Genomic DNA, 24,730 nt, shown 5'->3' on the forward strand with positions numbered 1-24,730 from the left:
TTAAGCTTTCCGCTTTTAACCCAACTAACGGCTAAATTCAACAATATCTGAGTCGGGATAGCATAAAGTAAGCTTGCTATCTGTTAGCTCCTTAATAAAAAACTTAGTAAATGGGCGGCTCCCTTCGTACGAAGTATAAATGGTATCGCCCTTTACAAAATAATCCTCCTTGCTGGCCTGGCCATCATCCAAAATAAAGTTTTTATCGGTGATGGATAGTTTAATTGCGCCATCCTTTGATTTCCACTTACCCTCCAGCTTTTTGTTTTCTGCAGGCTCGGGAGCGGATGAACAGGCGTTCAACAAAAACATTGCTGTGCCGGCAACAAGTATTGGAACAAACTTTTTCATATAACAAACACGGATTTTTTTAAACGGGCTCCGCGCCCGTAATGTTTCAAATTTATTGCGCCGGTTTATCAACCAGTTCAGAGGCTTTCAGGTAAACGCGGTGACCTTTTTTATTCACATAAAAATAATGCGAATATTTATCAATGTAAATAGTTTGTCCGTTAGGGCCCACCTTTCCCGCGTATTTTTTATCGGCTACGGTGGCTGCTCCCTTGGCTGCAATTTCAGATGTTTTGTGGCCTATCTTCTTAGTGGTTTTACTGATCTTACCACCAAGCGTTGAGTCTTTATGTGTTTGGGCAAAACCTGGTGCAACCATAAAGGTACCGGCGGCAAACAGGGCTATTTTAAATAGATTTTTCATAAGTGACAGCAATTAAGTTTATTTTATCAAAATCAACTCAATTTCTCGGCCAAATTTTTCATTTCAATAACGGGAGGGCGTTTCTGATATAAAATAGCATAAACCGCTTCACAAATAGGGATGCTTACGCCGTACTGCTTATTAACCTCATGTAGGCAATTTACTGCATAATAGCCCTCGGCCACCATATTCATTTCCAACTGGGCCGATGTTACCGTATAGCCTTTACCTATCATATTACCAAAAGTACGGTTGCGGCTAAACTGCGAGTAGGCGGTAACCAACAGATCGCCCAGGTAGGCCGATTCTTTGATATCCCTGTCTATCGGGTGCACAGCTGCCACAAAACGTTCCAATTCGCGGATTGCGTTTGAGATCAGCACCGCCTGGAAGTTATCGCCGTAGCCTATGCCATGGCAAATGCCGCTGGCTATAGCGTACACATTTTTCAATACCGCGCCGTATTCTGTACCATAAATATCATCAGATACAATGGTTTTAAGGTAACGGGTATTGATCATCCCGGCAAAATCAGCGGCCAGTTTGGTATCGCCTGAGGCTATGGTGAGGTACGATAATTTTTCAAGAGCCACCTCTTCGGCATGGCATGGACCGCTGATCACCATAAAATCACAAAACGATATATCGTATTTTTGATGCAGAAACTCGGCAATGATCAAGTTTTCGTCGGGTACGATGCCTTTAATGGCCGATACTATTTTTTTACCTTTCAGATCTGCCGGGCTGATATCCTTTAGCGCGTTTTTTAAAAACGCGGCAGGTACATTCAGCAATATGGTATCGGCAGCTTCAATCAGCGGCTTTAAGTCGGTTGATATGTTTTGCTCGGGCAGTTTAATCTCCACCGAACTTAAATAATGCGGGTTATGGGCAAACTTCCGCAGGTGATCAACAGCTTCGGCATTACGCATCCACCAGAATATCTCTTTGGGACTGGTATTATCGATCAGCATTTTGATATTGGCCGTAGCCCAGCTTCCCCCGCCTACAACTGTGATCTTATTAATCTTTTTATCCATTAACTCAATAATAGCAATATCGCCGTGTGGTTATCATCGGCTAAGCAAATTAATGAAATATTATGCAGATTGATGGCAAGACTTTTAGATGCGGGATTTAAGGTTGGAATTGATTAAATTTGTGTAGAGCAACAACGAGAGCATGACAACAGTAACGGTAGATATTATAAATGAGAAGGCTATGAAACTCCTGGAAGATATGGAGCTTCTTCAGTTAATCCGTGTACGTACTACTTCTATAGATCCTTCTGTTAATAAAACCTGGATTGCTAAATATAAAGGAGCAATGACCCAACAAACGTTACACGAAGTTGACACCCAATTAAAAGAATTGAGAGACGGATGGGAATAAAATATCTTTGGGATAGTAATACCGTAATTTATTTTCTACAGAAATTATTTCCTTCTAATGCAGAAAAGGTCATTGATGATTTATTAGTAGACAGTATTCCTGCAATTTCAGCAATCACTGAAATTGAATTGCTTTGCTGGAAAACAACATCTTCTACTGATCTTCAATTAGTAAATGATTTCATTGCAAATGTGACGATTATTGAACTCGAAAACGCAATAAAACTTAAAACAGCTGAAATTCGCAAAACAACTAAAATAAAACTGCCTGACGCTATCATCGCCGCTACAGCACTAATTCATAACCTGACACTTGTTACGAGAAACGTCAAGGACTTTGATAGGATCAACGGATTAAAAGCCATCAATCCCTGGCAATAAACTCGATGCCAAAGGTTTAGTTCGGCGCAACCTGTGGTTCAAAACCGTGAAAGTTTATAACCTCCGGGCAATTGGGTTTAAGTTGAAAACTTAAATTATGGTACACCACAGGTTACGCTGAGCTAAACCCGCGGCAGTAGTTTTTAAACCACCAATGCCCGGCAAGCCGGGCATTGGTGGTTTAATGTTTTCATCTGCACATCTAAAATCCGCACATTTGCACATCCACTACTGTTTATTATCGGCGTTAAACAGTTTAGATTTATCTACCTTTTCAACCTGCTGCCCGTCAGTCAGTGTTTTGGATATTGCCGAGAAAGGACCCGAGACCACTTCCTCTCCGCCTTTTAATCCGGATAATACCTGGATGTAGGAGTCGTCCTGGATCCCTGTGGTTACCTGCACCTGCTTTATTTTTCCGGCATTTAATACAAATACATATTCTTTGGCAACCGGGCTTATCTGCGGCTTGCTTTTATCGTCGTCAGTTTTTGGAGGGCCGTCATTTTGCTTTTTCTCCTCGCGGGTAGTTACTGATTGAATAGGCACCGATAAGGCCCTGGCCGAATTGGTACTGATATCAACAGTAGCCGTTAATCCCGGGCGAAAGGGTGATGGGTTATCTGCTGTTTTCTTCAACAGCGCAGTGTACGATGCAGGGTTGATCCTTACCTTAACCGTAAAGTTGGTTACCTGGTCGGCCGAAGTACCTACCACGTTGGCCGAACTGCCTATTTCTGTAACCACACCGCTAAACTTTTTACCTAAAAAAGCATCGATCTCAATTTTTGAAGAATCGCCCAAAGCAATCCTGTTGATATCGTTTTCATTCACATCAACATTTACATCCATTTCGCTCAGATCAGATATGGTCATGATCTGGGTACCGGCAAATTGCTGGGTACCCAGCACACGTTCACCTTTTTCGATAGATAATTTAGATACCACACCATCAACAGGCGAGTAAATAGTGGTTTTGGCAAGGTTATCCCGGGCTTCCTTAACCGAAGCCTGCGACTGGGCCAAACCATATTGCGATCCAACTACATTTTGCCTGGCTGCTTCCAACGCTGCTTTCGCGTTTTCATAAGCTGCTTTGGCATTTTCAAATTCAGATACGGTAAGTACCTTATTATCATAAAGTTCCTTGCTGCGTTTGTAGATACCAACCTGGTTGTTGTAAGTAGCCTCCGCCTGTTTTACCATCTGATTGGTGTTGCCTACGCTTGCTTTTTGGGTATTGTATGATGCCACGGCGCGGTCATACCCCGATTGTAAAATATCCGGCCTGATCTTACAAAGCAGCTGGCCCTTTTTCACCACGTCGCCCTCTTTAATTGGCAATTCAACCACCTCGCCAGATACCTCCGGACTGATCTTTACCTCCACATGGGGTTTAATTTTGCCACTTGCCGATACGGTTTCATTAATCATCCGTGTTTCGGCCTTTTCTACGGCAACCTGCGTTAAGGCAGGCTTACCAATTAAACCGGTTACTTTGGCTACGATCAGCAGGACGATCAATGCGCCAAGGCCTATCAGAATGTATTTAGTAGTTTTTCCCATGACGGTGAATTATTGAATATTTTATGGTTTTAGTTTTTAATTAAAGGGTTATCGGGTTACCTAAATAGTAATCAATCACTTTGCTCCTGAAAATTACCTGGTATTGCGCCTCAATCATATCAAACTGCGATTTATTGAGGTTTGTCTGCGAGGTATTATAATCAAGCGAGTTAACCAGGCCTACCGTATAACGTTGTGATATGGTGTTGAAAGCAGCCTTATTGGCATTGTAAGTTTGTGTTGCCGATTGGAAACGTTTATCCGCGGCCTGCAAATCCCACACGGCCTGGTAAATAATTTTGCTCAGGTTATTACGGGCAAGCTGCGCGGTTACTTCGGCATTTTGATTTTGCAGTTTCGCCTTGCGCACAGCGGTACGGGTAGTAAAGCGGTTAAAGATCGGGATCTGTAAACTCAGGCCAAGTGCCTGGTTAAAGTTATCGCTCAACTGGGTAAAAAACGGGTTGCTTCTAAAGTGGATGCTGCCGGTTGCCGGATCGGTAAAAGCTGTATTCTTTGCATCCGAAAAATAAGATCCGGCAGCGCCAAAAAGTACAACCGATGGGTAATAACCGCCCTGCGCTATTTTAATGCCCTGCGCGGCCGCTTTTTGGCGCTGTTCGGCCAAAAGCACATCAGGGTTTACGGCGAGCGCTGTTTTTACAACATCCTGGGCATCGTAAAGTACCTTAACATCTTTTAATTTACTGATATCGGGCCTTTCAACCTTAATGCCGGTTGCAGGGTCCATTTCCATATACTGCTTCAGTGTTAATAACGATTGCTCCAGCTGGTTCGCGGCATTGGTATAATTTAACTCGTTGGTTGACAACTGTGCTTTAGCCTGCGACAGATCGGCAAGGGTTTGGTTACCTACATCAAAGTTTTTCTGCGCACGATCTAATGCTATTTTCGAAATATCTATTTGCTGCTGAGCCGCTGTAACCAAATCCTGGTTGGTTAATACCAGCAGGTAAGTTGTAACAACATTCAGTATCAGATCGTTTTTAACCTTTGCCACATTGGTTTTATCAGCATCAAGCAAAAGCTTGTTCTGGATAACGGTATTACGCAACTGCCCGCCCTGAAACAAGGTAACCTGCGAGGTGAAATTACCGTTAACCGCCAAAATGCGCTGGTTACTGAACTGGTTGGTAGAGGGGTCGATATTACGGCCAAAATTAAATGAGGTTTGCGGGCTTACACTTAAGTTGGGCAACTGGTTGTTTTTTGATTGCTTTACGTCTTCGGCTGTAATGGCTTCGGTAAACTGGGCCTGTTTAATGGTCAGGTTCCGTTCAAGCGCCAGGTCAACCGCTTTTTGCAAACCTATTACCTCCTGTGCTCCTGCATTAAACCCAAACGCGGCAAGTATAATGGTGCAAATGAGCGTTGCCTTTAGTGATAGTAGTTTTAGTTTCATAAGGTTTTTCTATACAATGTTAAGCAACTGTTCATTACATTGCAGCGTTTATCTTTGTTAAATGTTGTTAATCGGGAATAAAACACAATTGTCTTGATCCGTATGTATCTGGTTAAAACTCCGCGGCTGCTAAAAAAGCTTTATCCCGAACTGATCTGGGATGTAAACCAAACTACCCCTTGTATTTATCTCACTTTTGACGACGGCCCTATACCAATTGTTACACCGGCGGTGTTAAATATTTTAAAACAATATAATGCCAAAGCCACCTTTTTTTGCATTGGCGATAACGTGCGCAAACACCCCGACATTTTTGAAGCAGTAAAAGCGGACGGCCATGCCATAGGCAACCACACCTTTAATCATTTAAAAGGCTGGAAAACCGAAACGCAAACCTACCTTGATAATTTTTTAAAAGCCGATGAATTACTGGATACAACGTTGTTCAGGCCTCCGTACGGGCGAATTAAACGGGCACAGATCAAAGCATTAAAAGAGGCGAAACCCGGACTGAAAATTTTTATGTGGGATGTATTAAGCGGCGATTTTGATATAGACCTCAAGCCGGAAGATTGCCTGAAAGGTGTGCTGAAATATACTGAAGCCGGATCGATGGTGGTATTTCATGATAGTATCAAAGCTTTTAAACGACTGGAATATGTACTGCCCAGGGCTTTGGAAGTTTGGAGTAAGCAGGGATATAGTTTTGGCCCCCTAACACCCTGAAGGAGGAACATTAGCTACTGAAGGGCGAAATTTTACACTTGCGCTCATTTGTAACGAGCGCTTAATATGGGTTTACGTTTATAACGCAAACCGCGCGATACAATCGCGAAACCACGTTACGCACTCGTTACAAACGAGCGCAAATTGAAATTCACTCAAAAAAAGCTACACTTTTTGAACTATTGCCGAATTATCTTTCCTTTGCAGCCATGAGCAACGAACTCACCGACAAAGCATTTTGGGCCGGTTACTGGGAATCGAAAAAAGACCTGGCTTTTAATGTGCCGGCTAATTATACTTTTCATAAGCTGTTAAAAACAGTTATCGATAGCAACAAACCGGTAACGGCTATTGAGCTGGGAGGCTTTCCAGGTTACTTCGCCATCTTTTTAAAAAAGTATTTTGGGCTAAAAACAACCTTGTTCGATTTTTATGTCCACCCCAAAGTACTTAAAGAAGTGCTTGATGCTAACCAACTCGCCCCCGGTGATATCACTGTAATAGAAGGCGACCTGTTTAAATACCAACCCGAAAGTCAATATGATCTCGTATTATCCTGCGGGCTGATAGAGCACTTTAACGATACTAAAGATATTATAGAAAAGCACCTTTCATTTTTAAAGCCGGGCGGTACACTGTTTATTACCCTGCCAAACTTTACAGGTGTTAACGGCTGGGTGCAACGCAACTACGATCTCAACAATTACCAAAAGCATAACATCAACAGCATGAACCCGGCTTTGCTGGCCAATTGCTGTAAAGAGCTTGGATTAAAAAATGTAAAAGCTTATTATTATGGTAAGTTTTCGGTTTGGCTGGAGGATAAGGCTAATAAGCCTGCTTTGGCTAAAGCTATTACTAAACTGGTTTGGATTGCCGGTAAGCTGTTTACAAAGATAGTCCCGGTTGAATCGAGGGCTTTATCTCCATATATTGTAGTTACTGCAACTAAAGCATTGTGAGCGATAGTAACGCCGCTAAGTTTTAAAACTCAGCAAGGTTGAAAAAATATTAACATTCAGGATTTTCTAAAGTCTTTATAAATAAAGGCTAACCTATTCGTTGCTTTATAAACCTTACCACGCGTTGCATCAAGTTCCCTTTCCTGTTTGCCAGGAAATGCTTGATAGCTTTATAAGCCTCTTCATCTTCCTTAATCACTTCCGGAAATTGTTTTACAGGTTTACGCGCCATTTGCACCTGGTAAATATTCTCGTTGTTTGAGTGTACGCCGCTGCCATCATGTCCAATATTCTGGATAAGCGATTGCGAGGGGTTAAGCGTTAAGCCGTTTTTTAAAAAGATAGACGCATACCAGCGGATTGCCCACGAATTATTTTTGCCTGCCTTAAACTGCTGGATCTGTTTCCAGAAATTCATTTTACCTTCAATAGAGAAACGGGCTATTTTCAGCGTATCAAACTGCACAATCAGTTTATCAACATCCGGCTCAAAATTACGCCATGCACGTGCCCATGTGGCCCAGCCCCAGCTGGTGGCGGCGCGGTAAAAAAAGGTATCGGGCAGGGTTTTATCATGCAAGTTGTACATGTAGGCGCCAATATGCATTACCCGCTCCTCGTTAGCATATTTATTGAGCGCGTCGTTAAAATACTGTAAGGTATAGGGCGACGAAAGCAGGTCGTCTTCAAAAACAATCACTTTACCATATTCATAAACTAACTGGGTGACACCGCTAATCACAGATTCGGCCAGTCCGAGGTTATGCTCGCGCAAAATAACTTTTACCGATTTAAAGCCGCTTACCTCTTTTACCAGTTCCCTTACCTCGTTAACCTTGGCATTATCGGCAACCGTTTTGGCGGCATCGCAAAATATATACAGGCGTGTTTCGTCGGCCAGTAAATTTTGCTGCAAATAACTGATGGTACGGCGGGTATGATCGGGCCGGTTGTAAACAAAAAGAGCTATGGGGGCAAGGTTTTGCATGTTGTTTTTCAAGGGCATATTGGTTAGCAGCATTATAGGGCAACAGCCATGTCAATACATTTTCAAACCGGTAATACGTGAACAAAATTATACCTAAAACCCCGCTGTACAAAAACAAATACACAATTTGTTTTACCCTTCAGATTTTACGGTGAAGGTGGTTCGCCTGTTCAATTGCCGCCCGGCGGGGTTATCCTTACCGTTTGGTAATTTATTGGGTGCAACAGGTACCCGCTTTCCATAACCCCTCGCGGTGATGCGACCTGGTTTAACTCCCTTAAGCAAAAGGTAAGATACGCAGGCCTCGGCCCGCTTTTGCGATAATTTAAGATTACCGGCATCACTGCCTATGCCGTCGGTATGCGAGGCAAGTTCTATTATTATTTTAGGATTATCGGTCATGATCGCGGCCAGTTTATCTAACGTGGCGAACGATTCGGGGCGTAAGTTGGCATTACCAAAATCAAAGTAAATATCATCAATCCTGATAGGCTGGTTAACCTTGTAACTCTGCATACAGATATCCGGATTGATCAACGTATCAATACCCGGCCTTACAACAGGCGCCGGAACCGTTTTGGTAAAATATCCCTTCTGCGAAATCTCTACCTGGTAGCGAGGCAGCTTCTCTTTTACTTTAAAAAAATAATTGCCGCCGGTGTCGGTAACCGCTGCCAGAATTCCCCGTTTTATGGCCGGATCTTTAAGCAGCACCCTTGCGCCTGCCATACCCTTACCGCTGCCGCAATCTATTACCTTACCGTTAATATACAGGGCCTGGTACTGCCCCGTAAACAGACTTAAACAGCAATCAGAACCGCGGGCCGAGCTCAGGTAAAACTTATTGGCATTGTTGGGATCGAGGTTATAGTACAGGTCGTCTTTAGATGAATTAACCGGGTAGCCCAGATTTGCAGGTACCGACCAATGCCCAAAATCGCCGTCGCTGCGGTAAATATCAAAGCCGCCCATACCGGTGAACCCCGTCGAACTGAAAAACAGGGCTTTGTTGGCCTGGTCATAACAAGGCGACTGTTCATCATAAACCGTGTTTACGGTGTTGCCCAGGTTACTAACGGTTGTGGGCTGCCCATAATCGTCAAGGTCACTTTCCCAGATATCATCGCCGCCTTCACCGCCCGGCCTGTCCGACGAGAAGAATAAACGCCTGCCATCCGGCGTAACATACGGGTGCTTGGCGTTAAAGCCTTCGGCATTAGCGGTATTATTCAATTTTTCGGGCTGTTGCCATACGCCGCTTACTAATTTACTTAAGTAAATTGCAGATACAGTTTTTCCGCCCTTTTTATACCAGCGTGTAAGATACATGCGGTCGCCGTTCCCCGTTAAAGCCGGGGTAGCATATTCTATCTGGCTGTCCTTATCAAAGGCACCAAAATTGGTTGCCAGGGCCCTGGTAGAGTCAAGGATGGCCGAACTGTAAATCCGGTTGGTATAAAATTTATCTTTCTCCAGCATCCGCGATGAGGTGAACCAGTAGCGGCCCAGATTTACAGATAAAGCATAATCTCCCTGGTCTTTATTCAAAAATACCAATGGCGAAACCTCCACCGCCCTCGGATTTTCAAGCTGCTTCAAGGCATATTGGCAAGAGGTGATTTCCTTCCTGGCAAGCGCGAGGTACTTTTCGTCGGCTCCGGTACTGATAAACCGGTTCAACTGCTCCAGGGCCTCGTTATATTTACCATTGGCTTGCAAACTGATGCCATACCACAGCGGGGTAAGCGGATATTGTTTAACTGTTTCTCCGGAGTTGGCAAGGATGTACCATATGGCCGCGTCGGTATAATCTTTATACAGGCGGTACGATTCGGCCAGGTGATAAATAATATAAGGGGTTGCCCCTTTTTTTGACGGGCTGCTTTTACCGGCTCCCTGGTTAGCAGGCAAGCCGTTTTTTACAATGGCAGTGGTACCCTCGGCAATATGCCTGTAATAAAACGCGGCTGTGTAATACTCCTGGCGCTTAAAGGCCGAGTCGGCCAGGGCTCGGTAACCGGCCGATTGCGCGAAGCCTATCGCCGGAAAAAGTAAAGAAATGAGATAAAGTAAAAACTTCTTCATATTATATCCTTGGGCAAATTGGAGCCAGAGAATCGGTGTAACGGCTGAATATATAGCTGATTGAAAGTTCGAAACCACCGCGGCCTGACGTAACGGCGCGAAGTCCGGAAGTGTTAAAATCGTAACTGGCGCCTATCATCATCCTGTGGAGGTGGTAACCAACGTTGGCAATGGCGGCGTCCTGCAGGCGCATCATACCGCCAAGCACTAAACCATTATCATCGGCAAATTTAAACTCAGAATAAATACCGAACGCTTTGATCTGCCCCTGCCCCTGTTTAATATAAACAGCGTTGGGGATCAAATCGAACGAATCGGAAGCTTTGATGCGGATACCGCCATGGGCCGTAAAACGCACAGGTAATTTACTGGAAATGCCCCCCGAAGCAAAGGGATCACGCACATCGTTGATATGGTTAACCGCAGCGCCGGCAAACAGGTTGGCTTTGTTCATCGGGTCGGCATTGTAATAATAAATACCGGCACCGGCATCAAACACGGTATTTGACGAGTAGCCGAACGTTTCAAAATTAGGCAACGTAGGGTCGAAACCGGTATTGGGGTCGTATTGGTTATCAGACTGCAGCTTACCCGGATCAAAACTGCGACTTATTACACCGGCCTGTAACCCAAAATGTAACCGCTGGTTGCCATCTCCTGATAAGGCGATACCGTACCCAAATGAGGCCGCGGCGTTAAAGTAATTGTAACCTGCTGTGCCCGCCTTCTGATCAAGTATATTTAAACCGATACTAACTTTATCGGTAGGTTTTGTGTCAACCGATACGCCTGCCGTGCGGTAACCGTTGCTGATATTTGCCCATTGATCTCTGAAATTAGCCGAAAGACGTGTCTGGCCGTCAAAAACACCTGTTAAAGCCGGATTTAGCCAAAGCGGATAAGCGTAAAACTGCGAAAAGTGCGGGTCGACCTGCGCCTTAACTACGCCCGCCGTAGCCAATTGCAACGCTATTGTAAGTGTAAGTAATAATTTTTTCATCGTAATAGCGTAATTGTGCCTTTTTTAGTCAGTTGCTCCCCATTGTTCATCACCGCTTTCAGATAATATACATAAACGCCCACCGGCATCAATGATCCTTTAAAATAGCCGTCCCAGCCCCTGGTAATATCAGTTGTTGTAAACATTTGCTGCCCCCACTGGTCATACACATAAAACGACATGGTTTTTATGTTTTTTCCGTGTACATAAACCACATCGTTATTACCATCGGCATTGGGGGTAAAATTGTTGGCTACAAATATCAAATTGTTATTATCGATAGTAGTGGCCGTTACTGCCGCCGAAGCGTCGCTAAGCGTACAATCTGTGGCGCCGAGCGCTTTTACGGTGATGGTTACCGCTTCGTTTACATCAAGCCCGCTTATAGTATGGCTTAACCCGTTAGCGCCCGAGCTTGGGGTTTTATACGTTGTACCGTTATCGGTACTCACCTGGTAAGTGGTAGCGCCGGGTACGGCATCCCATTTAAAGGTTACGCTGGAGGCCGTAACTTCGCCTGCGGTAACTACCGGTGCATTAAGCGGTTTGGTTATTGTTACCGGCACGGCAACACGGGTGTTAGATGTACAACCACCGGTATTGGTAGCTTCAACATAATAGGTTTTTGCCGCATTTAAACCAGGGGTAACATAGGTAGGGCCTTTAGCCAGCAAATTTCCGCCGGTCGCGGCATCATACCATGATATTATTGAATTATCTCCGGTAACAGTTGCCGTTAAGGTTGCCTTCGTACCCGGACAAACGGAAACGCCCCCGGCATTTATTGAGGTAACTACCGGTAGATCAACAGGGGTAACACTAATTGCAGTAAGAGTTGGCGAAGTACAACCGGTTGTGGAGTTTACCCCGCGTACGTAATACGTTATAGGGCTTGGAACGTTGCTGATCGTAAGGGAGCTGCCCTTAAATACCAGGCCACCGGTAGGGCTGCTTAACCACTGGTAGTCAACACCACTTTGCGCGTTTTTTATACTGATAGTTTTAGCTGATCCTTTACAGACTTTAATGTTGGTTTGATCAAATTGAGGGGCCGCGGGTAATGAGGTCACGTTAACCAGTATAGTTGCCAGCGAACTGCCGCACGAGCCATCTGATGCTTCAATATAATAAGTTTTGTTTGCGTTTAAAACAGGTGTTGTATACGTGTTTGAGGTTGATAGAACAACTGTTTTAGCTGGCGAATCATACCATTTATAAGTAAACCCAGCCAGGGCTGTAACCGCTAAAGTAGCCGGATTGCCTGTACAAACGGTAACCTGAGAAGCAGTTGGCGTTGGCTGTGGTGGCAGCGGCGAAACCGAGAAAAGAATCGCATTACTAACCGTTGGCGTAGTACAAGCGCCCGACGATACCATACGGCGATAATAAGTATTTTTACTTAAAACAGGCGGATCGTAGTTTTTAGCGCCTGCACCGTTAATATCTGTAAAATTGATGTTATCTGTTGATGATTGCCATTGGTACACAAAAGTACCGTCACCCCCTGCAGGCGCACTGCCTGTGATGGAAGCAGGATCACCGGCGGAACAGAACCGGGTTACCGACGGCGCCGAAATACCGTTGTTAGTTACCGAGCGGATGGGGCGCACGGTTACATCATAATAAGAATCAAACGCGGTAACCCCGGCGGTGATTGTACGGCGGCGCAGACTGTAAACTATACTTGAAGCGCCTCCGTTGGTTAATGATGAGGTTATATAATCTTTTAGTTTATTGCCGCCGGGGGCGCTGACCCAGTTCCCATTGCTATTGACCTGCCACAAGAAGCTATCGGGAGCATGATTTTGTACGTCTCCGTTAAGCACGGCGGCCGCGGCCGAACAAATGGTTATGGCCTGAACGGGTGCAGGTTGACTTACAATATGATGCTTAAAAAATATAAGATTGCGGCTAAAAAAAATGCCGGAATTAGCGCCCGTAATGTTAAAGCCCGAACCGGCGGGCTTCCGGACATCGTTTACCCCGCTAAAACAGGCAAGCGGAACAGATAACAGGCCAAAGATTGCCCATAAAAAAGGTTTATATAAAAAGGAAGGCATCAGGTTGCATAGCTTAAATTAATGGATAATGATAATAATTATCCGTGGTATTATTGTATTTTCGGCATATTTTAACCAAGGAGCAAGCACTTTTAAACCCTGACGCAACTTTAAAGGAACTTAAGAATTATTTAGTCGAGCCTTAAAAAGTCAATAATTAAGGATTGATATAATAGATGGTTGTTGTGTGTTTTTTGGAAGAGCTGAACGAAGTGAAAAAAAAGCGCCAAAGATTGTTTTTCCAGATATTCATCATTCTTTTGAAGTTCATAGCAGCAGCGGCGAGCATCACATTGATGTTATGTAAAAGTTACGGCTCAGGCGGTGATCTGTTTTCAAATGGCCGATCTTAGGTTCGATGGCGGCTCTTTTGGTGAAGCCTTCCTTTAATTTGTTTTTTCGATAAGCCGTTAGTTTATTGCTGAAGGTTTTTGGGGTATGGATAGTGGTTCCCAGTACCTCTTTCCTTCCCCGGTAGCCTCTGTCAACAAATGCTTCTTTGAGTTTATGTCCGGTGAGCCTTTGCTGCTGTTCCAGGGCTGCATCCAGCGTATGTCCGTCGTAATCGTTCCCCGGGATGTTCAATGCCCCGATAATCACGCCACTGTTTTGGGTAACCGTAATCGATACTTTACTGCCGAACTCATACTTTTTATGCTCTTTGCCCTTGCTGATGCAAGCCACATCCGGTTCATGAAGGCTATAAAACTTGTTCTTGTCCTGCCGTTTTTGACGGAGCACCCGTACAAACAGCTCCAGATCGGTTTTGTAACTTTCTGCCGGTAATTTCCTTTGCAGTTCCCTTACCAGCCTGCCTGCTATCGTTTTTACTTTCTTATCGGCTTTCCTTGCTTTTGCCCCGTTTTTAGGGTGGTTCCTGAAGCGCTGCTCGATACCAGGCTTCTTCAAAGTACGGGTATAACGCTGCCGGAGTTCTATGCCTTCTTTGTCGGCTATCGCTATACATTTTTTGATGATCTTCCGGTGCAGCTTGCTATCGGTAGGATAAGTGATATTCTTCTCCTGTACGGTGGTATCTATGCTTGCTTTATCTTCCTTGCCGCCTTTGCCATTGATCCGGATACTTTCCTTGAATATCAGTTCTACGCCTTCTTCCCCGATCCGGTTACGGAAGTGCACCAACTCAGATGCTTCACAGGGGGCTTTGGCTGTAAATACCTGCTCTCCGCTAAAGTATTGATAATACGCATTCTCCGCCCATTGTTCTACTACGCTTTCGTCACTCAGGTTACGGATGTGCTTGAGCATCAAAAGCGCCACCATCAGGCGGATCGGTTTGGCCGGACGGCCAAAGTTCTCTTTATAATGCTTCTTAAAGCTATCATCGAACAGTTGCCAGTTAACATGATCTGCTAAAATGTACAGCGGATGTTTGTTCGACAATTGTTCCTTTAAGCCCGATTGTAAAAAACTGAGTTGGGTAGTATTTATAGGTTTGTTGAGCATAAATATCTGCAAGCTTTTGATACTAATATAGCAAAAACCTGCAAATACCTATACTGTTTTTATTTATAATTTATTGATAGTCAAATTGTTAAACTTTTTTTAAGGGACGACTAATTATAAAAAAGGCATCCATCGGGTGCCTTTTTTGTTGATATTAGCATATGCCTAAAAACCGGATCACCTACCTTATTTTAATTTTCGCCACCATTATTCTCGGCCTGTTATCCCGGCATTTTAAAGTCATCCCGCTATTTATTGGTGATGTTTTGTATGCTACGATGGCTTATTTTATGTTACGGTTTATGCTTGTTGATAAGCCAGTTAGATTTAGTGTGATTGCGGCTTTAATATTTTGCTTTGCGATAGAGTTTAGCCAGCTTTACCAGGCACCCTGGATAAATGATTTACGGCATACTCTTTTGGGGAGACTGGTTTTAGGACAAGGATTTTTATGGAGTGATTTGTTGTGTTATGTGGTTGGCGTAGGGCTGGGTGTTGGGGTTGATTTTAAAAGGAAGAGTGATTTTAATTAAACTAATGTTCTTTCCTCAAAACAAACTCGTCTGTTTCCCTTTCCTCGGTACAAATAAGCTATAGTCATACTCAGGCATCTGCCTGTCTGCCATAAAGCGCTTGCAGGCCATTTTAAACATTTGGTGAATGGACTCGGCAATCTTACCATCGCCGCTCATCCGGCGGCCGTAATCGCTGTCGTTAAGCTTTCCATCATGGGTGGAGCGGATCATGTTCAGTACTTTTTCTGCCTTATCAGGAAACGCCTTGTAAATCCAGTCGCTGAAAATTTCGGCTATACTGCCGTTCAGCCGCACCATGGTAAAGCCTGCTGCCAAAGCGCCTCTATCGGCTGCTGCGCGGATAATATTGGGTACTTCGTTGCTGTTCAGTCCGGGGATGATAGGCGCGGCCATCACCCTTACCGGAATGCCTTTTTCAGATAGCTTCTGGATTACCGATAAACGTCCGGTAGCTGTTACGGTGCGGGGTTCCAGCTTTTGGCGCAGCTGTTCATTTAATGAGGTGATGGATACGTTTACATGCACCAGGTTGTGCCTGGCCATATCGGTAAGGATGTCGATATCCCTTAATATCACATTGTTTTTGGTAATGATACTTACCGGGTTTTTATATTTCCAGAAAACCTCGAGCAGCCGTTGGGTGATGCCCAATTTGCGCTCCACCGGCTGATAACAATCGGTATTGCCGGATAGCATAATGCAAACAGGCCTGTAGTTTTTTTTATTGAAATATTGCTCCAGCAGTTCAGGAGCGTTAGGTTTGATGATAATTTTGCGCTCAAAATCCAACCCGGCGCTAAAGCCATAATATTCATGACTGTTGCGGGCATAACAATAGATACAGCCGTGCTCACAGCCCTGGTAAGGATTGATGGAATACATATGGCTGAGATCAGGACTATTGGATTCGCTTACAATTTTTTTTGGTGTTTCTTCAAAAAGCCGGGTATTGCTGTCGATGAGCAAGGGCTCGTCGAGGCCCTCGATATGATCAAGCACATAGCTGTTTTTCAGGTACTTATTGTGCGTGTTTACCTGTGCGCCGCGCCCCTTAAAAAATTCAGGATTTTCCTCGTGTGACATCGAACAAATTTGCTAAATAAATTAGCAAATTACAATTCTATCAGTTTATTTTTTATGCTGTATAAAACCAGGCCTACGCGGCTTTTGATTTGTAGTTTTTCAAAAAGCTGGTCGCGATAACTGTCGACCGTGCGTACGCTGATGTTCATGGCTTCGGCAATTTCCTTGTAGGTAAGTTCTGTACCGGTAAATTTTAAAAACTCAATCTCGCGGGGATTAAGTTTGATATTTTCGAGTTTGTTATTAAAATTGGTAATGAGGTGGCGGGTAACAAACTCCGGGTAATAAAGCTCCCCCTGCGAAACTTTCAGCAATGCTTCTTCAACCTCATATGGTTCCGAGTCTTTTAAAAGGTATCCTTTAACCCCCATTTTTACCATGAGCAATACCTTTTCGGCATCTTCAAACATGGATAAGATAATGATACAAACCTCGGGGTGTTTGCTGCGCAGCCATTGGGTGGTTTCAATACCATCCATCACCGGCATGCTGATATCAAGCAATACGATATCAGGAATGATACCGCGGTTAATGGTATCTACCAGTTCCTGGCCGTTGGCGGCTTCAAATAATATATGGTAACGCTTAAAATTGCTAACAAGGGCGGCCATGCCGCTTCTAAAAAGTTTGTGGTCATCAACCAGGGCTATTTGAATGGGTTCCGTTAGCATAATTTTTTTGCACCAGGGGGTTGAATGATAAATTTATCCGGCAACCTTTACCTAATGAACTATCAATATTTACAGTTGCACCAACTAAAGCCGCCCTGTTTTCAATGTTCCGCAGCCCCGAACCTCCCTTACCCTCAACCTTTTCGGTATTGAAACCAGCGCCATCATCTTCAATGAGCAAATTAAACATTTGCTCATTATAATACAAACTGATTTTTATGCTTGCGGCTTTGGCATATTTTAAGGTGTTATTAACCGCCTCCTGGAAAATGCGGAACAACACCAGTTCGCGCTGCTCACCGAGGCTATATTTATCCCCCTCAACCCTCAGTTCGGCATTGATCACGCCACTGCGCGTTAAGCGTCCAACTTCTGTTTCCAATACATTAACCAATCCCTGCTCCCCAATGTGCTCAAAACTCATACTTTTCGACAGGTTTCGCAAATCATTAATGGCCTGGGCCACCAGCTCGCGGTTTTCGTTTACTCTTGCCTTTTTATCCTCATCCAAACTATTGTTCAACAACCCGAGATTAAGTTTCACAAACGACAATACCTGGGTGATGTTATCATGAATTTCACGACTGATATCATTAAGGGTTTGCTCCTGGATCTCGATCTGGGTTTTAAGCATTTCCTGTTTAAAAGAAGCCTTGAGCTGCTCCTTTTCGAGCAGGTTTTTATTTTGCTTCTTTTGATAAACAAACATAAAGCTGATAATGAACACCCCGAGCAACAACATAAGGGCGGTACCGGCTATAATTATGAGGATAAACTGTTCTTCCTGAAAGAGCATATAAAGGCTAACGATAATAGAAAGTTTAAGGCAAATGTGGTTATATTAAGCAAAGCCGCAGCAATTAAATAAAAGTGATAGTTGTTTCTATATACCATGTAACTGAAACATGAGTAATAAAAGGTTGTAGTTAGGTAATAAAAAAAGATCCCGGTTAGCGCCAAAAAAGGTGGATAGGTTATCAATTCGATATTTTCGTCTGTATCTGTATTGAGCAGGCGGTAGTAATAATTACAAATCATCCAAATAAGGTATAGGTTTTGTACTACCGTAGCTGCTGTAGCCCGTTTCCAGAAACCACCCTGCAAAAAAAAGATATCCAGTATTGATAAAACTATTACAATCCCTGCACCTATGTAAACCTGTTTCTTTTTTTCGGGCCGATCATCAAATGCCTGAATAAACCTTGTAAAAAACGCAAAAAGCAATATATCTTCGATATTGTTACACCATGCGTTTGAATGGTAAATATTCATCCAGCCAAAAATGTTCACAAAATCATAAACCAATAAAAAACTCAATAAGGGCAGCAGGCTTTTAAAATTCCTATCAAGTTTTCGGTATGTAAAAAGGCAGCATATAAAAGCCACCACGTCCATTACATAATAAAAATCAACCAGGTGCATAATTGCTAAAATACATATATACTTCAGCAATTATGCAATCGGTTGTTTTATTCTATCCCTGGCACATCGGCGGGCATTCTCTTCCGCTCCTTGCAATTGCCAGCACCCCAGTTGATAGGTTTGCAACTTCGTCTGATTGAATAGCATCTATGTGTTGATCTGCGCCTTTTCCGGCAACAGTAGGAACAATGGCTACCGATGTTTGGTGTGGCGCACCGCTATGGTCGGCATCATGAACGCCAAAATGCAGCCTTACGCCGGTTGCTTCAGGAGGCAGGTTGCCAATAAACTCTTTTAATTTATCAATCGGGATCCATGTTGATTCAGTATCATTAATACCGTGCTTATCGTCAATAACTGTTTTACGTGTACGTTTGTACCGTTCTACCATTTCCCTGGCGGTTTTTAAGTCAATAGATTCCATATAATTTTCGGGAGTTAAAAAATTCACGACCAATCTATATAAATAGCGCAAACTATACTACCCGTTATTTCACTATTTTTTCAATCCGTTTAAACACGGTTTGTTGTTAATCAGTTAATTAAAAATAATAGCTATTTTGCATGTTAAATGGCCATGCGCAAACTATTACAAAAGCTGCTCGCTAAACCTATAATTAACTCGCCAATAGGTTTTCTTCGCGCCCCGATAAAAAAAGGTTGATAAGGCAATACATCTTTCCGGTTCGCGGGATTGATTGCGGCCTTTCTGCGACACTTTCCTGATGCGTTCCGGTTCAACTTGCTTGACTCCGGCGGTCATGCCTTTAAAGCGGTCGCCTTCCGCTTTGGCCGATAAAAGCTGCTGGGCGATTTTCCGGCATATTCTGTTTAAAGAAATACATCAGGTTAAAGCCTTTGATATATTCTGGCGATGGGTCTTGTTCTTCTTCAATCATGGCTAAAGAAGGTATTCTAAGTATTCATGCTTAATAACGAGCAAATTGCGTATATTGGACTATGCCCGCAGGGGATTAGCGGCATTCGTTATTTAACTTCATATACTGGCTGGTGTGTAAGAATACTGTATGATCAGAAAAACAAAGGCCTTTAGATTTTCACCTAAAGGCCTGATTTTCAAGTAGCGGGGAGCAGGATCGAACTGCCGACCTTAGGGTTATGAATCCTACGCTCTAACCATCTGAGCTACCCCGCCGGGTTGTTTTTTATGCTGAAATTCAGCTTTTTACAACTTAACGCTTTAATGCTTTTTTCAGCTTCCAATCTTGTTAACGGTTTTGTTAACGATGCGCCTTTCGGCGCGTGGAGCGCAAAGGTAAGAAACCCTACGATTATTTTATAATATTTTTCATTTTTGTTTTATAAGAAGCTTATTGCCCTGTATTCAAGACAGTTATCTTTTTCGATGAGGGCTGGCACACATACCAATGTTATTGCTAACGATCCCATTTTGATTTTTTTTTTTGGATAATTTTAGTCGTATATTAAAAACCAGCCATGTTTGCTTAAATAAGGCCAAACGTTATCATCCGCAATAAATTCAAGCCAAATTAGTTCAATGATCGAAATATACTTACTCAAAGTATAGATGGCCAAGAAATCGAAAATATCAAAGTAAATTGTACAATCAATTGGAGATCTGCTTGAAAAGGAAACTCAACTCCGCTAAGTGAGACGCCAAGACCGACTTTATGAAATGAAGCGGGAATGAAGTTCGTACTTTAAACAATCGTATTCATCAGTTCTGATTAGATATATATCTGGCGTAAATTAAGTTACTAAATCTGTGAGTACATCTCGGTGAGGAAATTAAGAATAATTTTACAGGCGTACCAAATGAGCAGCGGTTGCTGCTTCAGGTAGTCAGAGACACAGCATTCTTTCTGTTCAGACTTGCTAAAATCTATGCTTGATCCTTTTCTTTACTATGGATAGTAAAAAAATCTATAAACAAAAAAAGAGAGCCTTTTGCGAAGCTCCCTTTCCCCTAATTAATTTAAACTATTGATTAAACCCAAAACAAAGAACAAAAAATCTCAACTTGGGCGTCTGAGAATTCAATTTAATTTTTCACAGGTAGATGTTACTAAATTCTTTTTTCACAGATGATACAGGGCGAGTATTTATCTACAAATCTGTTGCCATAATTATAAAATTGCAGCCCTGATATTGCATGTTTAAACCTGAAATGCCCTTTTTTATAAAACAATAATATCTGCATAAAAAATATCGGTGCGCTACTTTTTAATTTACACAAAAGTTAAACACATAAACTATTTAGAAATGCTATTTGCTGATTTTAAGTACCTTGGCTAAAGCGGCAGTCCGCTTTAAGCGCAAAACAGCCCCGGCAAATCAGTATTCTGCGCGGGCGAAACCGATTAACATGTGGTTTTTTGTAACCGAAACGGGTATCCTGTAGTGCTGAAGGGAACGGTTATTATTGATGACGGGACAAAAACGCGATGAAAAAGTTACTGTTATCTTAATATTTTTTTAACAAGTTTTTTCCGCAGATCATTATAAATTACCATATTTCAAAAAAAATACTGTCCTGAAATCTATTATAACATACACTGGTTGTATTTAAATTCATACACACACCTAAAAAATGAACACCAAAACTCAATCTTTATTAGTAGTGTGCCTCAGCCTGCTTTTTGCGGCCTGCGGGCAGGAAGATAAAACCAAAACTTACGAAGCTAACGATGCGGTGGCCCATAACAGGGACACCACGGTAAAACCCGGCGACGATTTTTTTAAATATGCCAACGGTGCCTGGCTTGATAAACACCCCATACCGGCGGCTTATTCGGCATGGGGAATAGGCAACGTGGTGCAGGAAGAGCTGCGCGACCGTATGAAAAAAATTAATGAAGACGCGCTTAAAGCCAACGCCCCCAAGGGCAGCAACACCCAAAAAATAGGCGATTTTTATTTCAGCGGGATGGATACCGTTAGTATCGAAAAAGAGGGCATTACCCCGCTGAAGGATGAACTGGACAAGATTGATCACATTACCGATATAAAAAGCCTGATTGATGAGTTTGCGCACCTGCACCGTATTGGTGTTGAGCAGCCCATCGGGGTCTACGTAGGGCAGGACGCGAAAAACAGTGCGAAGATGGTGCTCAGCCTGTATCAGTCGGGCATTGGGCTGCCTAACCGCGATTATTATTTTAACAAGGATGAGCATAGCGTAACCATCCGTAACGATTATCAACAAACCCATTTGCCCACCGTATTTAAACTGGCCGGCCTTGATGCCGGGAAAGCAGATGCCGCTACAAAGAAAACCTACGCGCTCGAAACTTTCCTGGCCGACAGCAGCCGCAAACTGGAAGATTTGCGCGACCCCTATCATAACTATAATAAAATGACGCTTGCCGGCCTGGGCAAGCTTGCGCCGGAGATTGACTGGAAAGCCACATTTGAAAAAATGGACTACAAAAATGTGGATACCGTTATTGTAGGCCAGCCGGAATACTACCGCGCGTTGAACAAAACCCTGAAAACCTACAGTATTGACGATTGGAAAAATTACCTGCGTAAAAACCTGGTATCCGCTTTTAGCGCATATCTCAGCAAGCCTTTTGATGAAGAAAACTTCCGGTTTTACAATAAGGTGATTTACGGCAGCACTGCCCAGTTACCCCGCTGGAAACGTGTGCTGGATACCGAAAACGGACTGATGGGCGAAGTATTGGGCCAGATCTTCGTGAAAGAATATTTCCCCGAAAAAACCAAACAACGCTATGTAAAACTGGTGGAAGAAATGCGTGCCAGCTTTAAGGAGCATATTGAAAAACTGGACTGGATGAGCCCCGAAACCAAAGAGAAGGCTTACTACAAACTTGCGAAAGTGGTACCTAAAGTTGGCTACCCGGATAAATGGAAGGATTTTTCAACGCTGGAGATTAACCGCGGCCCTTACGCGCTTAACGTTTTGCGCGGCAACATCTGGTGGCACAACTTCAACGCATCAAAGCTGGGCAAACCGGTCGACCGTACCGAGTGGGATATCACCCCGCAAACTTATAACGCTTACTATAACCCATCAAACAACGAGATTGTATTGCCTGCCGGTATTTTCGCCATCCCTGGTTTTAAGGATGAAAACATTGATGATGCCGTTATTTACGGTTACGCGGCAGCTTCAACCATCGGCCACGAAATGACGCACGGTTTTGACGACCAGGGCAGGCAGTTTGATGCCGAAGGCAACCTGAAGGCCTGGTGGAAACCGCAGGATTCGGTGAAGTTTAGTCAGCGCGCGCAGATGCTGATTGACCAGTTTAACGGGTACAGCGTTTACGGATCGCACGTGAACGGCAAGGCTACCCAGGGCGAAAACATTGCCGATTTGGGCGGGATTGTAATAGGTTTAGACGCCTTTAAAAAAACACAGCAGTATAAAGAAGGTAAACCAATTAACGGTTTAACGCCATTGCAGCGTTACTTTTTAGGCTACTCGCTGGGCTGGTTAACGCAGGACAGGAAGGAGGCCCTGTTAAGCCAGATCCTTACCAACGAACATTCGCCGGCCTTTTTACGGGTTAACGGTCCGTTTGCCGATGTACCCGAGTTTTATGAGGCCTTTCATATTAAACAGGGGGATAAGATGTGGATAGCGCCGGAGAAAAGAGTGAAGATATGGTAAACAAGTAACTGATGACTAAGAATTTAATAGCGCAATATAGAAGGACTCTTTGTTGATTGAACTAATCAGACGCATACTATGTCGAATACAAAAAGCGCAGATTTATAATGTGCTAATGACGTTGGGTTTGACCTTTAAAATAGAAAAGATATATACCTGGAGTTAGAAAATCAGCAGATAATGGTCTGTATGCGGTAAGAATAAGTTTAAAAGCTATTCTGGGGTTTGCAGTTGTATGGCGGAAGGTGTAATTTATTTGTATTGGTTGTAAATATTACGGGTAAATACGGATTTATTAAAGTACGTATTTATACACTATAACAGCGTTTTGGATACCGCTTACTTTGTTATTGTTAACAGCAAGCTTGATGAAAACAAACGGCGGACCCGAAAAGCCGGAACAGAGTAGGATCAAACCAAAATAAAAAAAATTATGTCGACCTTTAAAGTTAATATACCTGCAGGCCCAATCTGGAATCAACAGGATGCCGAGGTAAAAGCACCTGTAGTTGCAGCTGCTCACCAGGGCAAATGGACAGGCCAATGGAGCACCGTAGTGCCAAGCCAAATGAGTGTTATTGAAGTTGAACTGAATGTTCAAAATACAGGCAGCAATGAATTTACAACAAACGTGCTGGCCGGCCCTATCTGGAGCAATGAGGAAGCCCAGAACATTGGCGCAACCATCGCGGCTTCATACGGCGCTACGTTTACCGGCCAATGGAAAACCATTGTTCAGGGCGTGATGAGCGTTATTGAAATAAAATATACTTTTTAATACGTTGCCAAGGCGTTTAAAAATGACAAATGCCCCGGGGAGTGACCAACTCGCCCCGGGGCATTGCTGTAAATTATACCAGCATCCCGCCCGATACCTCGATACGCTGTCCGTTAACCCAGCGCGCATCTTCAGTACATAAAAAGGCTACCACGCCGCCAATATCTTCGGCTACGCCGGGGCGGCCCAGGGCGGTCATACTGCTTACCATTTTTTGCAGGTTTTCGTTGTTACGCAGGTGGCCTCCGCCAAAATCGGTAAGCACCGCGCCCGGGGCAACCGTATTTGCCCGGATGCCTTTTTCGCCCAGTTCTTTAGCCAGGTAGCGGGTAAACACCTCAACCGCGCCTTTTAATGAAGCATAAACCGACGAATTGGGTACGCTTACACGGGTTAAGCCTGATGAGATGTTAACAATGCCGCCTCCGTTATTCAAAACCGGCAACAGTTTTTGGGTTAAAAAGTAAACACCTTTAAAATGGATATTGAGTAACTCATCAAACGTTTCTTCGGTAACATCGACAATGGGAGTATAGCCGCCTATGCCCGCGTTGTTAATCAGGTAATCGATATGATCGGTTTCAAAAGTACTTTTTAATATTTCCTGCAATTGAGCGGCGAAGGTGGTAAAGCTTTTTAAATCGCCTACATTTAATTGCAGTGCGGCTGCTTTTTGACCGCTTTTGTTAATTGCTGCCACTACCTCTTCCGCGTCGGCTTGCCGGTTATTGTAAGTAATTACCACATCCAGACCTTTTTTGGCCAGGCTTAAGGCCATATCCTTACCCAGGCCGCGGCTGCCGCCGGTTACCAGGGCTATTTTATTTTTAGTTTCCATCTGTTGTCTTTTTATTT

At 43.5% G+C, this 24,730-nt stretch carries 23 protein-coding genes, 1 tRNA gene and 1 pseudogene; 7 read left to right on the forward strand and 18 right to left on the reverse strand.

What is annotated here, in order from left to right; all coding sequences use genetic code 11:
* Positions 1 to 24 precede the first annotated feature (24 nt).
* From LX99_RS20470 to LX99_RS20480, 3 genes are read right to left on the reverse strand one after another with little or no spacing between them, the layout of a single operon-like run.
* Positions 25 to 351 carry a hypothetical protein gene (locus LX99_RS20470; RefSeq protein WP_146203177.1) on the reverse strand — a complete coding sequence of 109 codons (327 nt, stop codon included), beginning with the start codon at positions 349 to 351 and terminating at the stop codon, positions 25 to 27.
* A 52-nt stretch (positions 352 to 403) separates the two neighbouring features.
* A complete protein-coding gene (locus LX99_RS20475) occupies positions 404 to 715 on the reverse strand; it encodes a hypothetical protein (RefSeq protein ID WP_109609517.1) in 312 nt (103 codons plus the stop codon).
* A 32-nt stretch (positions 716 to 747) separates the two neighbouring features.
* Positions 748 to 1,755: an NAD(P)H-dependent glycerol-3-phosphate dehydrogenase gene (locus LX99_RS20480; protein WP_022832721.1), complete on the reverse strand. Its 1,008-nt coding sequence runs from the start codon at positions 1,753 to 1,755 to the stop codon at positions 748 to 750.
* A gap of 142 nt (positions 1,756 to 1,897) precedes the next feature.
* Here LX99_RS20480 and LX99_RS20485 point away from each other — a divergent pair, with 142 nt between their 5' ends.
* On the forward strand, positions 1,898 to 2,107 hold the full coding sequence (locus LX99_RS20485; protein ID WP_022832720.1) for a hypothetical protein: 210 nt from the start codon (positions 1,898 to 1,900) through the stop codon (positions 2,105 to 2,107).
* Positions 2,098 to 2,487: a type II toxin-antitoxin system VapC family toxin gene (locus tag LX99_RS20490; RefSeq protein WP_022832719.1), complete on the forward strand. Its 390-nt coding sequence runs from the start codon at positions 2,098 to 2,100 to the stop codon at positions 2,485 to 2,487. Before LX99_RS20485 ends, LX99_RS20490 begins: the two co-directional genes overlap by 10 nt.
* Before the next feature lie 228 nt (positions 2,488 to 2,715).
* On the opposite strand, the gene LX99_RS20495 is transcribed toward LX99_RS20490, so the two are convergent.
* Positions 2,716 to 4,053, reverse strand: coding sequence for an efflux RND transporter periplasmic adaptor subunit (locus LX99_RS20495; protein WP_109609518.1), 1,338 nt, complete (start codon positions 4,051 to 4,053; stop codon positions 2,716 to 2,718).
* 40 nt (positions 4,054 to 4,093) lie between these two features.
* Positions 4,094 to 5,476, reverse strand: a complete 1,383-nt coding sequence (locus LX99_RS20500) for a TolC family protein (protein WP_109609519.1) — start codon at positions 5,474 to 5,476, stop codon at positions 4,094 to 4,096.
* A gap of 102 nt (positions 5,477 to 5,578) precedes the next feature.
* On the opposite strand from LX99_RS20500, the gene LX99_RS20505 reads away from it, so the two are divergent.
* Both LX99_RS20505 and LX99_RS20510 read left to right on the forward strand, forming a co-directional pair.
* Positions 5,579 to 6,202 (forward strand): polysaccharide deacetylase family protein, encoded by a 624-nt coding sequence (locus tag LX99_RS20505; protein ID WP_109609520.1) that lies wholly within the window; start codon positions 5,579 to 5,581, stop codon positions 6,200 to 6,202.
* Positions 6,203 to 6,411: 209 nt separating this feature from the next.
* Entirely contained in the window at positions 6,412 to 7,164 is a 753-nt protein-coding gene (locus LX99_RS20510) for a class I SAM-dependent methyltransferase (protein WP_109609521.1), read from the forward strand.
* Between the two features lie 88 nt (positions 7,165 to 7,252).
* Here LX99_RS20510 and LX99_RS20515 read toward each other — a convergent pair whose 3' ends face one another.
* From LX99_RS20515 to LX99_RS20535, 5 genes and pseudogenes are all read right to left on the reverse strand, one after another.
* Positions 7,253 to 8,152 carry a glycosyltransferase family 2 protein gene (locus LX99_RS20515; RefSeq protein ID WP_109609580.1) on the reverse strand — a complete coding sequence of 300 codons (900 nt, stop codon included), beginning with the start codon at positions 8,150 to 8,152 and terminating at the stop codon, positions 7,253 to 7,255.
* A gap of 132 nt (positions 8,153 to 8,284) precedes the next feature.
* The gene (locus tag LX99_RS20520) at positions 8,285 to 10,237 is read right to left on the reverse strand and encodes an OmpA family protein (protein WP_109609522.1); all 1,953 of its coding nucleotides are present in this window, start codon (positions 10,235 to 10,237) and stop codon (positions 8,285 to 8,287) included.
* Position 10,238: 1 nt separating this feature from the next.
* Complete coding sequence (locus LX99_RS20525) at positions 10,239 to 11,237, reverse strand: PorP/SprF family type IX secretion system membrane protein (protein WP_109609523.1); 999 nt, start codon at positions 11,235 to 11,237, stop codon at positions 10,239 to 10,241.
* Complete coding sequence (locus tag LX99_RS20530; RefSeq protein WP_109609524.1) at positions 11,234 to 13,297, reverse strand: gliding motility-associated C-terminal domain-containing protein; 2,064 nt, start codon at positions 13,295 to 13,297, stop codon at positions 11,234 to 11,236. Before LX99_RS20530 ends, LX99_RS20525 begins: the two co-directional genes overlap by 4 nt.
* Before the next feature lie 157 nt (positions 13,298 to 13,454).
* A pseudogene (locus LX99_RS20535) lies at positions 13,455 to 14,764 on the reverse strand (IS5 family transposase).
* Between the two features lie 161 nt (positions 14,765 to 14,925).
* Between LX99_RS20535 and LX99_RS20540 the strand changes: the two are divergent.
* Positions 14,926 to 15,297, forward strand: coding sequence for a ribosomal maturation YjgA family protein (locus LX99_RS20540; protein ID WP_109609525.1), 372 nt, complete (start codon positions 14,926 to 14,928; stop codon positions 15,295 to 15,297).
* Positions 15,298 to 15,312: 15 nt separating this feature from the next.
* Here LX99_RS20540 and LX99_RS20545 read toward each other — a convergent pair whose 3' ends face one another.
* The 7 genes from LX99_RS20545 to LX99_RS20570 form a co-directional block, all read right to left on the reverse strand.
* Positions 15,313 to 16,383 (reverse strand): PA0069 family radical SAM protein, encoded by a 1,071-nt coding sequence (locus LX99_RS20545; protein ID WP_109609526.1) that lies wholly within the window; start codon positions 16,381 to 16,383, stop codon positions 15,313 to 15,315.
* Between the two features lie 29 nt (positions 16,384 to 16,412).
* Positions 16,413 to 17,054 carry a response regulator transcription factor gene (locus tag LX99_RS20550; RefSeq protein WP_109609527.1) on the reverse strand — a complete coding sequence of 214 codons (642 nt, stop codon included), beginning with the start codon at positions 17,052 to 17,054 and terminating at the stop codon, positions 16,413 to 16,415.
* Complete coding sequence (locus LX99_RS20555; protein ID WP_109609528.1) at positions 17,020 to 17,850, reverse strand: sensor histidine kinase; 831 nt, start codon at positions 17,848 to 17,850, stop codon at positions 17,020 to 17,022. Before LX99_RS20555 ends, LX99_RS20550 begins: the two co-directional genes overlap by 35 nt.
* Positions 17,817 to 18,506 carry a hypothetical protein gene (locus LX99_RS20560; protein ID WP_146203178.1) on the reverse strand — a complete coding sequence of 230 codons (690 nt, stop codon included), beginning with the start codon at positions 18,504 to 18,506 and terminating at the stop codon, positions 17,817 to 17,819. Before LX99_RS20560 ends, LX99_RS20555 begins: the two co-directional genes overlap by 34 nt.
* Positions 18,507 to 18,528: 22 nt before the next feature.
* A complete protein-coding gene (locus tag LX99_RS20565; protein WP_109609530.1) occupies positions 18,529 to 18,900 on the reverse strand; it encodes a hypothetical protein in 372 nt (123 codons plus the stop codon).
* 343 nt (positions 18,901 to 19,243) lie between these two features.
* Entirely contained in the window at positions 19,244 to 19,375 is a 132-nt protein-coding gene (locus LX99_RS26300) for a hypothetical protein (RefSeq protein ID WP_281270984.1), read from the reverse strand.
* A 183-nt stretch (positions 19,376 to 19,558) separates the two neighbouring features.
* Positions 19,559 to 19,632 (reverse strand) — tRNA-Met (locus LX99_RS20570).
* Positions 19,633 to 21,048: 1,416 nt separating this feature from the next.
* Here LX99_RS20570 and LX99_RS20575 point away from each other — a divergent pair.
* Positions 21,049 to 23,097, forward strand: coding sequence for a M13 family metallopeptidase (locus tag LX99_RS20575; protein ID WP_109609531.1), 2,049 nt, complete (start codon positions 21,049 to 21,051; stop codon positions 23,095 to 23,097).
* Positions 23,098 to 23,530: 433 nt separating this feature from the next.
* Entirely contained in the window at positions 23,531 to 23,875 is a 345-nt protein-coding gene (locus LX99_RS20580; RefSeq protein ID WP_109609532.1) for a mannan-binding lectin, read from the forward strand.
* Positions 23,876 to 23,948: 73 nt separating this feature from the next.
* Here the strand turns inward: LX99_RS20580 and LX99_RS20585 are convergent, their stop codons facing one another.
* Positions 23,949 to 24,713, reverse strand: coding sequence for an SDR family NAD(P)-dependent oxidoreductase (locus tag LX99_RS20585; protein ID WP_109609533.1), 765 nt, complete (start codon positions 24,711 to 24,713; stop codon positions 23,949 to 23,951).
* Positions 24,714 to 24,730 lie beyond the last annotated feature (17 nt).

Source organism: Mucilaginibacter oryzae (genome assembly GCF_003148845.1).
In the GTDB taxonomy this organism is placed as follows: domain Bacteria; phylum Bacteroidota; class Bacteroidia; order Sphingobacteriales; family Sphingobacteriaceae; genus Mucilaginibacter; species Mucilaginibacter oryzae.

What these genes read in the sequence shown, in the direction of transcription:
- LX99_RS20470 (WP_146203177.1), bottom strand. Translation starts at nt 351, where the DNA reads ATGAAAAAGTTTGTTCCAATACTTGTTGCCGGCACAGCAATGTTTTTG.
- LX99_RS20475 (WP_109609517.1), bottom strand. Translation starts at nt 715, where the DNA reads ATGAAAAATCTATTTAAAATAGCCCTGTTTGCCGCCGGTACCTTTATG.
- LX99_RS20480 (WP_022832721.1), bottom strand. Translation starts at nt 1,755, where the DNA reads ATGGATAAAAAGATTAATAAGATCACAGTTGTAGGCGGGGGAAGCTGG.
- LX99_RS20485 (WP_022832720.1), top strand. Translation starts at nt 1,898, where the DNA reads ATGACAACAGTAACGGTAGATATTATAAATGAGAAGGCTATGAAACTC.
- LX99_RS20490 (WP_022832719.1), top strand. Translation starts at nt 2,098, where the DNA reads ATGGGAATAAAATATCTTTGGGATAGTAATACCGTAATTTATTTTCTA.
- LX99_RS20495 (WP_109609518.1), bottom strand. Translation starts at nt 4,053, where the DNA reads ATGGGAAAAACTACTAAATACATTCTGATAGGCCTTGGCGCATTGATC.
- LX99_RS20500 (WP_109609519.1), bottom strand. Translation starts at nt 5,476, where the DNA reads ATGAAACTAAAACTACTATCACTAAAGGCAACGCTCATTTGCACCATT.
- LX99_RS20505 (WP_109609520.1), top strand. Translation starts at nt 5,579, where the DNA reads ATGTATCTGGTTAAAACTCCGCGGCTGCTAAAAAAGCTTTATCCCGAA.
- LX99_RS20510 (WP_109609521.1), top strand. Translation starts at nt 6,412, where the DNA reads ATGAGCAACGAACTCACCGACAAAGCATTTTGGGCCGGTTACTGGGAA.
- LX99_RS20515 (WP_109609580.1), bottom strand. Translation starts at nt 8,152, where the DNA reads ATGCAAAACCTTGCCCCCATAGCTCTTTTTGTTTACAACCGGCCCGAT.
- LX99_RS20520 (WP_109609522.1), bottom strand. Translation starts at nt 10,237, where the DNA reads ATGAAGAAGTTTTTACTTTATCTCATTTCTTTACTTTTTCCGGCGATA.
- LX99_RS20525 (WP_109609523.1), bottom strand. Translation starts at nt 11,237, where the DNA reads ATGAAAAAATTATTACTTACACTTACAATAGCGTTGCAATTGGCTACG.
- LX99_RS20530 (WP_109609524.1), bottom strand. Translation starts at nt 13,297, where the DNA reads ATGCCTTCCTTTTTATATAAACCTTTTTTATGGGCAATCTTTGGCCTG.
- LX99_RS20540 (WP_109609525.1), top strand. Translation starts at nt 14,926, where the DNA reads ATGCCTAAAAACCGGATCACCTACCTTATTTTAATTTTCGCCACCATT.
- LX99_RS20545 (WP_109609526.1), bottom strand. Translation starts at nt 16,383, where the DNA reads ATGTCACACGAGGAAAATCCTGAATTTTTTAAGGGGCGCGGCGCACAG.
- LX99_RS20550 (WP_109609527.1), bottom strand. Translation starts at nt 17,054, where the DNA reads ATGCTAACGGAACCCATTCAAATAGCCCTGGTTGATGACCACAAACTT.
- LX99_RS20555 (WP_109609528.1), bottom strand. Translation starts at nt 17,850, where the DNA reads ATGCTCTTTCAGGAAGAACAGTTTATCCTCATAATTATAGCCGGTACC.
- LX99_RS20565 (WP_109609530.1), bottom strand. Translation starts at nt 18,900, where the DNA reads ATGGAATCTATTGACTTAAAAACCGCCAGGGAAATGGTAGAACGGTAC.
- LX99_RS26300 (WP_281270984.1), bottom strand. Translation starts at nt 19,375, where the DNA reads ATGATTGAAGAAGAACAAGACCCATCGCCAGAATATATCAAAGGCTTT.
- LX99_RS20575 (WP_109609531.1), top strand. Translation starts at nt 21,049, where the DNA reads ATGAACACCAAAACTCAATCTTTATTAGTAGTGTGCCTCAGCCTGCTT.
- LX99_RS20580 (WP_109609532.1), top strand. Translation starts at nt 23,531, where the DNA reads ATGTCGACCTTTAAAGTTAATATACCTGCAGGCCCAATCTGGAATCAA.
- LX99_RS20585 (WP_109609533.1), bottom strand. Translation starts at nt 24,713, where the DNA reads ATGGAAACTAAAAATAAAATAGCCCTGGTAACCGGCGGCAGCCGCGGC.